The organism is Bradyrhizobium sp. USDA 4506 (assembly GCF_054058795.1).
Genome location: NZ_JBSSBM010000002.1, coordinates 776,594 through 788,602 on the forward strand (window position 1 = coordinate 776,594; position 12,009 = coordinate 788,602).

General features: G+C 65.0%; 9 protein-coding genes. 6 read left to right on the plus strand and 3 right to left on the minus strand.

Features of this window, described 5'->3' with window-relative positions; genetic code table 11:
• Nucleotides 1-133 precede the first annotated feature (133 nt).
• Complete coding sequence (locus ACVIHF_RS06040) at nucleotides 134-1,768, minus strand: flavin-containing monooxygenase (RefSeq protein ID WP_253609749.1); 1,635 nt, start codon at nucleotides 1,766-1,768, stop codon at nucleotides 134-136.
• Nucleotides 1,769-2,003: 235 nt separating this feature from the next.
• On the opposite strand from ACVIHF_RS06040, the gene ACVIHF_RS06045 reads away from it, so the two are divergent.
• The 6 genes from ACVIHF_RS06045 to ACVIHF_RS06070 all read left to right on the plus strand — a co-directional run bounded on the left by ACVIHF_RS06045 (nucleotide 2,004) and on the right by ACVIHF_RS06070 (nucleotide 9,549).
• Nucleotides 2,004-3,227, plus strand: a complete 1,224-nt coding sequence (locus ACVIHF_RS06045; protein WP_253609748.1) for a cytochrome P450 — start codon at nucleotides 2,004-2,006, stop codon at nucleotides 3,225-3,227.
• A gap of 118 nt (nucleotides 3,228-3,345) precedes the next feature.
• The gene (locus tag ACVIHF_RS06050; protein ID WP_253609747.1) at nucleotides 3,346-4,947 is read left to right on the plus strand and encodes a GMC family oxidoreductase; all 1,602 of its coding nucleotides are present in this window, start codon (nucleotides 3,346-3,348) and stop codon (nucleotides 4,945-4,947) included.
• 17 nt (nucleotides 4,948-4,964) lie between these two features.
• Nucleotides 4,965-5,414, plus strand: coding sequence for a gluconate 2-dehydrogenase subunit 3 family protein (locus tag ACVIHF_RS06055; RefSeq protein ID WP_253609746.1), 450 nt, complete (start codon nucleotides 4,965-4,967; stop codon nucleotides 5,412-5,414).
• A gap of 236 nt (nucleotides 5,415-5,650) precedes the next feature.
• Complete coding sequence (locus ACVIHF_RS06060; RefSeq protein ID WP_253609745.1) at nucleotides 5,651-6,685, plus strand: S1C family serine protease; 1,035 nt, start codon at nucleotides 5,651-5,653, stop codon at nucleotides 6,683-6,685.
• 386 nt (nucleotides 6,686-7,071) lie between these two features.
• On the plus strand, nucleotides 7,072-8,511 hold the full coding sequence (locus ACVIHF_RS06065; protein WP_456791863.1) for an IS1182 family transposase: 1,440 nt from the start codon (nucleotides 7,072-7,074) through the stop codon (nucleotides 8,509-8,511).
• Between the two features lie 273 nt (nucleotides 8,512-8,784).
• Nucleotides 8,785-9,549 (plus strand): outer membrane protein, encoded by a 765-nt coding sequence (locus tag ACVIHF_RS06070; RefSeq protein WP_310882118.1) that lies wholly within the window; start codon nucleotides 8,785-8,787, stop codon nucleotides 9,547-9,549.
• A gap of 348 nt (nucleotides 9,550-9,897) precedes the next feature.
• On the opposite strand, the gene ACVIHF_RS06075 is transcribed toward ACVIHF_RS06070, so the two are convergent.
• Nucleotides 9,898-10,677 carry an alpha/beta fold hydrolase gene (locus ACVIHF_RS06075; protein ID WP_253609743.1) on the minus strand — a complete coding sequence of 260 codons (780 nt, stop codon included), beginning with the start codon at nucleotides 10,675-10,677 and terminating at the stop codon, nucleotides 9,898-9,900.
• A 5-nt stretch (nucleotides 10,678-10,682) separates the two neighbouring features.
• Entirely contained in the window at nucleotides 10,683-11,978 is a 1,296-nt protein-coding gene (locus ACVIHF_RS06080; protein WP_253609742.1) for an O-acetylhomoserine aminocarboxypropyltransferase, read from the minus strand.
• Nucleotides 11,979-12,009: the final 31 nt, after the last annotated feature.

Consider the following 12,009-nt stretch of genomic DNA (forward strand, 5'->3'; position numbering starts at 1 on the left):
CGCGACGCTGGGGTAGCGATCCCGTTCATCACCGAATGCGGTGGTTATGGGTCCTGGCTTTCGCCAGGACGACAGTGGTGATGCGGCAGGCGCCTGTCGTCACCGAGAGAGTTAGACCGGACAGCCGAGAGAACTACGCCAACCGCAACTCCGCATACCCTTTCGCCGCCACCTCGTCGCATCGCGCGCGATATGCCGGGGCGCTGCCGCTGTAGCGGGCGACGATGCGGGTTTGCTTGCCCTCGACGTTGCGGTTGATGCCGGTCATCCAGGAATCGACCTCGTTGGACAGCAGGCCGACGCCGAGCGCCTTGACATGCTCGGTCCAGTTCGCGGTGCCTTCAGGCGTGGCATCGAGGAAGGTCAGGTCTCTCTCCTGCGCAAAGTGGATCAGCCCGGTGACCCAGTCCACGCTGTATTCGATGCTGCGCGGGATGTTGCCGAGTGCGGTGTGCGGGCCCATCAGCATCATCATGTTGGGGAAGCCGTCGACCATCAGCCCGAGATAGGTTTCCGGGCCGCCCGTCCATTTCTCCTTCAGCCGCGCACCGTGTGCGCCGCGGAAATCGATCCTGTCGAAGCTGCCGGTGATGGCATCGAAGCCGGTGGCGTAGATGATGATGTCGAAGGCGTAGTCCTTGTCGCTGGTGCGGATGCCCTCGGGCGTGATCCGCTCGATCGGCGTCTCCTTGATATCGACCAGCTCGACATTGTCGCGGTTGTAGACCTCGTAATAGAAGGTCTCGAGCGGCAGCCGCCGCGTGCCGAAGCCGTGGTTCTTCGGGATCAGCATCTCGGCGACCGCCTGGTTCTTCACGCGCTGACGGATCTTGTGCGCGACGAAATCGCTGATCGTGGCATTCGCCGCGCGGTCGATCAGGATGTCCTTGAAGTTGCCCTGCCAGATGCCGAAGCCGCGCTCGCCATAGAGCTTCTCGTAGAACGCCTCGCGCTCCGCCTCGCTCACCTCGAACGCGCCGCGCGGATCGGGCGTATGCACGAAGCAGGCGAAGGTCTCCTTGCAGCGCGCGAAGATCTCGGGATAGCCGGCCTTGATCCTGGCTTGCGTCTCGGCGTCGATCTTGCCGTTGTGCAGCGGCGCCGCCCAGTTGGCGGTGCGCTGGAACACGGTGAGACGCCCGACCTCGCCGGCGATGGTCTGGATAGTCTGGATGCCGGTCGCGCCGGTGCCGATCACGGCGACGCGCTTGCCGGTGAAATCCACCTTCTCCTTCGGCCAGCGCGCGGTGTGAAACGATTGGCCCCTGAAATCATCGCGGCCCTCGATGCGCGGCAGGGTCGGCGTCGACAACGGGCCGATCGCGGTGATCAGGAAGCGGCAGGAGTGCTGCGCGCCGCTTTCGAGCGTGATCCGCCAGCTTCGCGTGTCGTCCTGGTAGATCGCGGACGTGACGCGGCTCTCGAACTGGATGTCGCGGCGCAGGTCGAACTTGTCGGCGACATAGTTGCAGTAGCGCAAGGTCTCGGGCTGGCCGGCGAAATGCTCCGACCATTCCCATTCCTCGAGCAGCTCCTTCGAGAACGAGTAGCCATAGGAATAGCTCTCGGAATCGAAACGCGCTCCGGGATAGCGGTTCCAGTACCACGTGCCGCCGACGCCGGTGCCGGCCTCGAACACGCGCGCGCTGAGACCAAGCTCGCGCAGCCGATAAAGCTGGTACATGCCGGACAGGCCGGCGCCGATGATGATGACGTCGTAGTCCAGCGCAGCCGTCTGGGCGGTGTTGTCCTGGCGCAATTCGGCCACCTGTCGTTGCTCCCCGATGGATCGATTGTCGGCAAGGCTAGCCGGTCTTCCTGCTGCCGACAAACATCGCGGAGCGGGGCAGCTATCGGGATTTGCCGGGTGCGTCGGTCCGCGCGCATTCCGCGCGGCGGACTGTCCGCCCCGCGGCTTTACTCGGCCGCGGGATTCCCTTTATCGTCGGCCCGACACGACGATCGCCCGCCAAGCGGCGACGGAACCTAACGGGAGTGAAGCGATGGGAGAGGCGCTGCGCAGGCCGACGTCGACAGACGTCAGCAATCCCCGGCTTTACCAGGATGACACCTGGCGGCCGCTGTTCGCGCAACTCCGCCGCGACCATCCCGTGCATTATTGCGAGGCGTCGGCCTACGGCCCCTACTGGTCGGTGACGCGCTACGACGACATCTTCGCGGTCGAGCTGGATCACCAGAACTATTCGTCGGCATCCGAGCTTGGCGGTATCCAGGTCGCGGACCAGCCGAAGGGGCAGGAGCGGCCGAGCTTCATCCGCATGGACCCGCCCGGCCACACCGCGCAGCGCCGCACGGTGGCGCCGATCGTGGCGCCGTCGAACCTCGCCAATTTCGACGCCCTGATCCGCAAGCGCACCTCAGCCGTACTCGATGCGCTGCCGCGCAACGAGACCTTCGACTGGGCCGAGCGGGTCTCGGTCGACCTCACCAACATGATGCTGGCGACGCTGTTCGATTTCCCTTCTGAAGACCGCGCCAAGCTGACCTGGTGGTCGGATGTCGCGATCGCCAACGTCGAATCCCCCGACGCGGTGGTGCATTCGGAGGCTGAACGCACCGCCGAACTGGTCAAGATGGGAGAATATTTCCGCAAGCTGTGGGACGCGCGGGCCGATGCGCCGCCGACCTTCGATTTGATCTCGATGCTGGCGCATTCGGACGCGACGCGGAATCTGGAGCCGCGCGAGTTCATCGGCACGATCGGCCTGCTGATCGTCGGCGGCAACGACACCACGCGCAACTCGATGTCGGCCGGCCTGATGGCGCTGTGCGAGAACCCGGAGCAGTTCGAGCTGGTCCGCGCGAAGCCGGAGCTGATCCCGAACCTGGTGTCCGAGACCATCCGCTACCACACGCCGGTGCTGCACATGCGCCGCACCGCACGCAATGATGTCGAGCTTGCCGGCCGCCGGATCAAGAAGGGCGACAAGGTCGTGATGTGGTACATCTCCGGCAACCGCGACGAGGACAAGATCGAGCGTGCCGATGAATTCATCATCGACCGTGCCAAGCCGCGCCAGCATCTCGCCTTCGGCGCCGGCGTCCACCGCTGCGTCGGCGACCGCCTGGCCGAGCAGCAACTGCGAATCCTCTGGGAGGAGGTTCTGGCGCGCGATCTGCGTTTTGAGCTGATGGGCCCGCCGCAAAGGCTCTATTCCAATTTCATCCGCGGTATACGAAGCTTGCCGGTGAGAATCGTCAATTGAAGTTGTGGGTTGTCATTCCGGAGCGATGCGGAGCATCGAATCCGGAATCTCGAGATTCCGGGTCTGGTCCTTCGGACCATCCCGGAATGACGGGGTCATCTGAGATCAAGGAACAAGAATGAAGAACGATCCCGTTGACGTCCTGATCATCGGCGCCGGCGCCTCCGGCGCTGCGGTGGCCTGGAGCCTCGCCGATACCAAGATGCACATCCTCTGCCTCGATCAGGGCGGCTGGATGAATCCGGCCGAATATCCAAGCACCGGGCGCGACTGGGAGGCGAAGTTCTACGGCGAGTGGTCGTCCAGCCCGAATGTTCGCAAGCGGCCCGAGGACTATCCGATCAACGACGACAATTCGCCGATCAAGGTCGTCAACTTCAACGCCGTCGGCGGCTCGACGGTGATGTACACCGCGCACTGGCCGCGGCTGCATCCGTCCGACTTCAAGGTGAAGACGCTCGACGGCGTCGCCGATGACTGGCCGATCGACTACGACGCGCTCACCCCGTTCTTCGAGGAGAACGATCGGATGATGGGCGTGTCGGGCCTGTCGGGCGATCCGCTGTCGCCGCTGAGCCATCCGCCGATGCCGCAGCAGCCGCTCGGACTATCGGGCCCGCTGATCGGCAAGGCCATGAACAAGCTCGGCTGGCACTGGTGGCCGTCGGACACGACCGTGGCGACGATGGATTACGAGGGCAGGGCGCGCTGCATCAATCTCGGCCACTGCACGCCGGGCTGCGCGCAGGGTGCCAAGGCCTCGACCGACATCACCTACTGGCCGCACGCGGTCCGCGCCGGGGTCGAGCTCAAGACCCATTGCCGGGTGCGCGAGATCCTGACCAACGAGCACGGCATGGCCTCCGGTGTGGTCTATTACGACAGGGACGGAGTCGAGCAGTTTCAGCCGGCCGAAGTCGTCATCATCGCCTGCAACGGCGTCGGCACGCCGCGGCTGCTGCTCAATTCGGCGTCAGGCAAATTCCCGAATGGCCTCGCCAACTCGTCAGGCCTGGTCGGCAAGAACCTGATGTTCCACCCCTACGCGCAGATCTACGGCTTCGTGAAGGAGCCGACCGACAGCAACCGCGCCCCGCCGACCTGCCTGTGGAGCAAGGAGTTCTACGACACCGATCTGTCGCGCGGCTTCGTCCGCGGCTACGGCATCCAGTTCGGCCGCGGCGCCGGGCCGGTGTTCGAGGCGGTCGCGAGCGAGCAGAAGGGCATCCTGCCCTGGGGCAAGGATCATCACCGCGTGTTCCGCAAGCTCAACGGGCATCGTCTCGCGGTGTCGGCGATCTGCGAGGATCTGCCGGAGGAGCACAACCGCGTCACGCTCGATCCCGTGTTGAAGGACAGCCACGGCATCCCCGCGCCGAAGATCGACTACACGATCAGCGCGAACAGCCGGAAGATGATGGATCACGGGCTGGCGCGCGGCCGGGAGATCCTCGAGGCCGCCGGCGCCACCGACATCTGCATCAATGATCCGATCCCGTGGGGCGGCTGGCATCTGCTCGGCACCGCGCGGATGGGCACCGATCCGGCGCGCTCCGTGGTCAACGAATGGGGCCGCTCGCACGACGTGAAGAACCTCTTCATCGTTGACGGCAGCATCTTCGTCACCTCGGGCGGCGTGAACCCGACCTCCACCATCCAGGCCCTTGCGCTCTACATCGCCGACCAGATGAAGCAGCGCCTCGCCAATCTGTTCGACTGAGACCGCCAGAGACCGACATGTCCGATAGCAATCAACTGACTGCAGCCCAGCGCGCCGATCTGCGCACCGTCGCCGCGATGATTGTTCCCGCAAGCGACGAGTACAAGGTGCCGGGGGCGGACGATGCCGCGATCCAGGCCGACATGCTGGCGACGCTCGGCCGCGACACCGCGCTGGTCGCGCAGGCGCTGGATCATCTGGCCAAGCTCGCGGGCAAGCCGCTCGCCGAGCTCGACGATGCCGGGCGCGATGCGGTGGCGCGGGAGTTTCGTAGCCATGGCGGCGCGGCCGCGGCGACGCTCGTCCGCGTGGTGCTGCAATGCTATTACCGCGACGACCGCGTGTTGCGCTCGCTCGGCCTCGAGCTGCGCGCGCCTTTCCCCAAGGGTCATGTGCTGCCGGAGGGCGACTGGTCGCTGCTCGATCCGGTCAGGGCGCGCGGCGGGGTGCTGCGGCGGGCGACCTAGCGTTGTGTCCGTGACTTGACAGTCCATTCCGTCATTCCGGGGCGCGACGAAGTCGCGAACCCGGAATCCAGAGGTCGTGCATCGAGATTCCGGGTTCTCGCTTCGCGAGCCCCGGAATGACACTGAGTCAATCGCGCGTCAGAGACGCAGCCCTAGCCATCCGGGCAGGTGCAGGGCGTAACCACTTGCGGCGCGGGAAGCCGGTCACCATCTGAGGAGACCAAAGGACTCTCGCCATGCTGGATTTTACCTCAGATACCGCCGGTGACACGCCGTCAGCGGCGACGGCCGATGCTGCCCAAGTCGCAACCCAGGTCGATGACCGGGCTTTGCTGGATGCCTATTCCAATGCCGTGATCGACGTCACCGACCGCGTCGGCCCCGCCGTGGTCCGGGTCGAAACCGGGCCGAAGGTGCGCAATGCGCGCGAGCGCGGCGGCCTCGGCTCGGGCATCGTGATCTCGCCCGATGGCTTCGTGCTGACCAACAGCCATGTGGTCGGATCGTCGAAGGAGATCCGCCTGCGCGACACCGAGGGCTTCGTCACCGACGCCCATGTGCTCGGCGTCGATCCCGACACCGATCTCGCGCTGCTGCGGGCCGATGGCGCGCGCGATCTGCCTTACGCGTCGCTCGGCAACTCCAAGACGCTGCGGCGCGGCCAGCTCGTGGTCGCGATCGGCAATCCGCTCGGCTTCGAATCGACCGTCACCGCCGGCGTGGTGTCGGCGCTCGGACGTTCGATCCGCTCGGTGAGCGGGCGCACCATCGAGGACGTGATCCAGACTGACGCCGCGCTCAACCCCGGCAATTCCGGCGGGCCGCTGGTGTCGTCGAAGGGCGAGGTGATCGGCATCAACACCGCGATCATCAACGGCGCGCAGGGCATCTGCTTTGCGGTCGCCAGCAACACCGCGCAGTTCGTGCTGTCGGAGATCATCCGGCACGGCTATGTCCGCCGTGCCTATATCGGCGTTGCCGGGCAGACCGCGCCGGTGCCGCGGCGCCATGCGGTGCTCGCCGGCGTCGAGAACAAGATGGGCGCGCTCCTGATGCAGATCGAGCCGGACAGCCCGGCGTCGCGGGCGAGCCTGCTGCCGGGTGATGTCGTGATCAAGCTCGACGGCATCGAGGTCAACGGCGTCGACGACCTGATCCGCGCGCTCGATCACAGCCGGATCGACCGCACCCTCTCGATGGACGTGCTCCGCCTCGGCCGCCTGCGCGCGATCGAGATCCATCCGATCGAGAGGAAGCCGGCGAAGCAGTAGCGCTACTGCATCCACGCGCGAGCTGCACCCTCTCCCCCTGTGGGAGAGGGTGGCTTCGCTGCGGAAGCAGCGAAGCCGGGTGAGGGGTTTCTATCCGCGAGTTCGTCTGCGGAGAGAACCCCTCATCTGGCGCTTCGCGCCACCTTCTCCCACAAGGGAGAAGGAAGAGGGACCGCGAGTGCCGCTACTGCGGGGCCGCCAGTAGCTCGTCGGGCTGCTCGACCATCATCGTGCGACCGGCACCATCTTCACAGCGCGGGCAATATCGGGTCTCGGAGGCGAAGCGAAAATCTTGTACTTGTCCTGAGCTTTACCGGTTGTGATCCTGGCTGTGTGAAAACGCTGGGCTGCTGTTATGATTCTCCTGTGATTCTTTGGGGGAATCGATGAGGCGCTTCGTTGAAGAGGCGGATCGTGGACAGCGGTCGCTGTTGCCCGAATGCCTCGATGACTTCATTGACGAGAGCAACCCTGTTCGCGTGATCGACGTATTTGTCGATGCGCTCGGTTTGGCTGAGATGGGCTTTGAGGGTGTGGAGCCGGCGGCCACCGGTCGGCCGTCGTACCATCCCTCGGTGCTCCTGAAGCTTTACATTTACGGTTATCTGAACCGGGTACAGTCGAGCCGGCGGCTGGAACGAGAGGCCGGGCGCAACGTCGAGGTGATGTGGCTGCTGGGTCGGCTCGCTCCCGATCACAAGACGATTGCGGACTTCCGCAAGGACAACGGCCTGGCGCTGCGCAGGGTATGTGCGCGCTTCGTCGAACTCTGCCGAGAGATGGGTCTGCTGGCGACGGCGAGCGTCGCCATCGATGGCAGCAAGTTCAAGGCCGTGAACAACCGGGACAGGAACTTCACGCGCGCGAAGATGGAGCGACGGCGTGCTCAGTTGGAGGAGAGCGTCGCGCGCTATCTGAGCCAACTTGACACGGCCGACCGCCAGGAGCCGACCGAGGCCCTGGCCACGAAGGTGACGAGGCTTACCGAGAAGCTGACGAAACTGAAGGAGGAAATGGGCAAGCTTGCCGTCTACGAGAAGCAGGTGCTTGCGTCACCCGACCAGCAAATCTCCCTGACCGACCCCGACAGCCGCTCGATGGCGACGAGCGGGCGCGGCTCTGGTGTTGTCGGCTACAACGTACAGGTCGCCGTAGACACCGAACACCATCTGATTGTGACGCACGAGGTGACGAACAGCGGCTCGGATCGGGCACAACTTGCCAATATGGCCAAGCGGGCGAAGGCTGTTCTGAAGACTGAGACGCTCGAAGCTGTAGCCGATCGCGGCTACTTCAACAGCCCAGAGATCCTTGCGTGCCACGAAGCGGGCATCACGGTAACTCTGCCCAAACCGCTAACGTCCGGCGCTAAGGCAGACGGACGCTTCGGTAAACAGGACTTTGCCTATTTGCCAGAGGAGGACGTCTATCGCTGCCCGGCCGGGGAGCGGCTATCATATCGCTATACGAATGAAGAAGACAGCAAGGTGCTGCGGCGCTACTGGACCACGGCCTGTCAAAGCTGTTCGCTCAAGACCCAATGCACGCCTGGGTCAGAACGGCGGATTACGCGATGGGAGCATGAGCATCTGCTCGAGGCTGTGCAGCAGCGCCTTGATGCAAGCCCGCACGCCATGCGTCAGCGCCGCGAAACTGTCGAGCATCCGTTCGGCACCATGAAGGCCCGCATGGGAGCGACACACTTCCTCACCAAAACGCTTCCGAAAGTGGCGGCCGAAATGGCGCTCTCCGTCCTGGCCTACAATCTGACACGGGTCATGAACATCGTCGGGATCAAGCCGCTGATGGTTGCGATCGCGGCATGACACCAATCCAGTCCCGACTGCCTCGGGACTGGCGTTTTTACACGACCAAGATCCGTAGCGGACAAAAATGCGCGCTGATTCAGCGAAGCTATGCATGAGCGGTTATCTCGCGTTTCTGTGCTGGGCGACGATCTGTTCAGCGCAATCGATACCAAGGCGCGAGTGGTGCGAGAGAGTAGCGACATTCTTTAGACCGGCGTTGCGGTGTGGCGAGGTTGCTACAGCCATCGCCGGAGACTCGGCGCATGCTGCGTTTCTCGGGGATCATGCGGGATGAAGGTCATGCGGAAATTCCTTTCCGGAGTGGCGGTACTCATCGCCCTGGCGGGCCCCGCCATCGCTGCCGATTTGCGGCTTCCAATCGAGGCACCGCCACCCGCCGCCCCGTCATGGAACTGGACTGGCTGTTACACCGGCGGCCACGCGGGGTGGCTGGGCGCCTCCAAAAGGGATTGGATTGTGCGAACGACCGGTGGCGCCCATCTCGGCGAGTCACTCGGCGGCCATGACTCCGATAGCTGGGTCGCCGGAGTTCAGGCCGGCTGCGACTATCAGTTTGCCGGCGGCTTCGTGATCGGCCTGCAGGGCGACTACGCCTGGACGGATGCGATCGGTCGCCATGACAGCGCGCGCGAGGTGGGCGTGGCCTATCACAGCCGGGTGGACGCGCTGGCATCAGTCACCGGCCGCATCGGCTACAGCTTTGGTCGCTTCCTCGGATATGTGCGAGGAGGCGGCGCCTGGGAGCGCGACGCGTACTGGGCAACAACCACGATTCTCGGCACCGCGTACGCGGCTCGCGCGACACACCCGGGATGGACCATCGGTATCGGCGGCGAATACGCTTTCACGGACTATCTGTCCGCTTTCGCCGAATACAATTACTACGACTTCGCCACCAACCGGATCGCGTTCGCTCCCCAGTTGGCCGGGCTCCCGCCGGCATTCGTGGACGTGCAGGAGCGTACAAGCGTCGTGCGCGTCGGGCTCAACCTCCGATTCGGAACAATCGGAGCGCCTGTTGCGGGGAGATACTGAACCGCCCCAGACCACAACGATGATTTCTAGTCGGCTTCTGGCCCTCTCGGCGACGGGCGCGTACGCTGTTGCGCAAGGGCGACGGGGGCCGTTCCCAGGAATTCGGAATAATAGAATATATCGCTGAGTTGCCCGACAAGTCAAGTCGCTTGTCCGAGTGCTAGCGGCCACCCAGCTACTTTGCATGGGGTTGTTTTCGGCTTTTTTGGGGGGAGAGCCCCTCATCCGGCGCCGTAGCCGACGCTGCGCGTCGGCGTTGAAACGGCGGCCGTTTGCCGCCTATGCCACCTTCTCCCACATCCGCCTTCGCCAAGGCTACGGCGGACATGAGGGGAGAGGGGAAGAGCGCTATCGCAGCGCCGCCAGCAGCTCGTCGGGCTGCTCGACCATCATCATGTGGCCGGCGCCTGGCAGCACCACGGTGCGGGCATTCGGCGTCGCGGCGGCGAGTGTCTTGCCGGCCTTGGCCGGGGTCATCATGTCACGTTCGCCGAGGATGAAGGTCGCGGGCACCTTGACCGCGGCAGCAGCCGTGAGCGCGTTCTGGTAGGCGTTGCAGGCGTTGAGGTCGTTGTAGAGCACGCCGGGCTTCGCCTCCTGCAGCACCCGCTGCGCGCCCTGGTGCATCCACAGGCCGGGCGCGAGGCTGCCGCCGAGCTCGGCCTTGAAGCCGAGGCCCCAGATCGAGACCATGGCGATCGCCGCGACGTCATTGGCTTCGGCGGCCTTCAGGAGATCGGGGCCAACCGTCATGGTCGCGGCGGTGCCGATCAGCGCGAGGCCGGAGACCTTGTCGGGATGCCGCGCCGAGGTCTCGATCGCGATCAGCGAGCCCATCGAATGGCCGATCAGCCGCGCTTTCGACGCGCCGGCTGCCGTGATCAGCGCCGCGATCCAGTCGGCCATCTCGGCGATGGTCGGGAGCGGCTTGCCGGCGGAGCGGCCGTGGCCCGGCAGATCCGGCGCCAGCACGGAATAGCCATGATGGGCGAACCAGCGGCTGTGCAGCGCCCAGGTCGAGGAATCGAAGCCGGCGCCGTGGATCATCACCACCGCCGGCAGCGACGGATCGAACGGCTTGCCGCCGGTCGCGATGAAGGTGTCTGATCCGTTCACGGAAAGCTGCATGGCGCTCAAGTCCTTTGCGAGGCGCGCAGCGCCTGGCCGAGATCGTCGATGATATCCTGCGCGGTTTCGATGCCGACCGACAGCCGCACCAGCTCCTCGCCGATGCCGGCGGCCTTGAGCTGCTCGGCGTCCATCTGCTGATGCGTGGTGCTGGCGGGATGGATCACCAGCGTCTTGGCGTCGCCGACATTGGCGAGATGGCTTATCAGCTTCAGGGACTCGATGAACTTCTTGCCGGCGGCGCGGCCGCCCTTGATGCCGAAGCTGACGATCGAGCCGGCGCCGCGCGGCAGCAGCTTCTTGGCCAGCGCGTAATCCGGATGCGTCTCCAGCGAGGGATGCAGCACCCAGTCGACCGCCTTGTTCGCGGCGAGGGCGTCCAGCACCGCATGGGTGTTGCTGACATGGCGATCCATGCGGACGCCGAGCGTCTCGATGCCCTGCAGCAGCTGGAAGGCGTTGGTCGGCGACAGGCAGGCGCCGAAATCGCGCAGGCCCTCGGTGCGGGCGCGCATGATGAAGGCGGCCTTGCCGAACTGCTCGTCGAAGACGATGCCGTGATAGCCGGCATAGGGCTCGGTGAGCTGCGGGAATTTGCCGGAGGCGCGCCAGTCGAACCGCCCGCCATCGACGATCACGCCGCCGATCGCGATGCCATGGCCGCCCATCCACTTGGTCGCCGAGTTCATCGCGATGTCGGCGCCGAGCTCGATCGGCTGGCTGAGATAGGGCGTCGCGAAGGTGTTGTCGATCAGCAGCGGAATCTTCGCGTCATGCGCGATTTGAGCCACCGCGGGGATATCGAGTACTTCGAGGCCGGGATTGCCGATGGTCTCGCCGATCACGAGGCGGGTGTTCGGCTTGATCGCGGCACGGAATTCGTCGAGCCCACGCGGCTTCACGAAGGTCGTGGTGATGCCGAACCGCGGCAGCGTGTGCGCCAGCAGATTGATGGTGCCGCCATAGAGTGAGGCGGAGGCGACGATATGGTCGCCGGCATTGAGCAGGGTTGCGATCGCAAGGTGCATCGCGGCCATGCCGCTGGCGGTGCATATCGCGCCGACGCCGCATTCAAGCGCGGCGATCCGCTCCTCCAGCACTGATGTCGTCGGGTTCGAGATGCGGGTGTAGATGTGGCCGGCGCGCTCCAGATTGAACAGCGCCGCGGCATGATCGGCATCCTGGAACACGTAGGACGTGGTCTGATAGATCGGAACCGCGCGCGCGCCGGTCGCGGGATCGGGGCGCTGGCCGGCGTGCAGGCTCAGGGTTTCGAAGGCAGGCGGCTTGGGTGCGGGCATGCGAAACTCGTCAGGTCAGTCGATGGGAGTG

Bases quoted from the DNA above. Each gene is read 5' to 3' on its own strand.
- ACVIHF_RS06075 (WP_253609743.1), bottom strand. From the start codon at position 10,677: ATGCAGCTTTCCGTGAACGGATCAGACACCTTCATCGCGACCGGCGGC.
- ACVIHF_RS06070 (WP_310882118.1), top strand. From the start codon at position 8,785: ATGAAGGTCATGCGGAAATTCCTTTCCGGAGTGGCGGTACTCATCGCC.
- ACVIHF_RS06050 (WP_253609747.1), top strand. From the start codon at position 3,346: ATGAAGAACGATCCCGTTGACGTCCTGATCATCGGCGCCGGCGCCTCC.
- ACVIHF_RS06065 (WP_456791863.1), top strand. From the start codon at position 7,072: ATGAGGCGCTTCGTTGAAGAGGCGGATCGTGGACAGCGGTCGCTGTTG.
- ACVIHF_RS06045 (WP_253609748.1), top strand. From the start codon at position 2,004: ATGGGAGAGGCGCTGCGCAGGCCGACGTCGACAGACGTCAGCAATCCC.
- ACVIHF_RS06055 (WP_253609746.1), top strand. From the start codon at position 4,965: ATGTCCGATAGCAATCAACTGACTGCAGCCCAGCGCGCCGATCTGCGC.
- ACVIHF_RS06080 (WP_253609742.1), bottom strand. From the start codon at position 11,978: ATGCCCGCACCCAAGCCGCCTGCCTTCGAAACCCTGAGCCTGCACGCC.
- ACVIHF_RS06060 (WP_253609745.1), top strand. From the start codon at position 5,651: ATGCTGGATTTTACCTCAGATACCGCCGGTGACACGCCGTCAGCGGCG.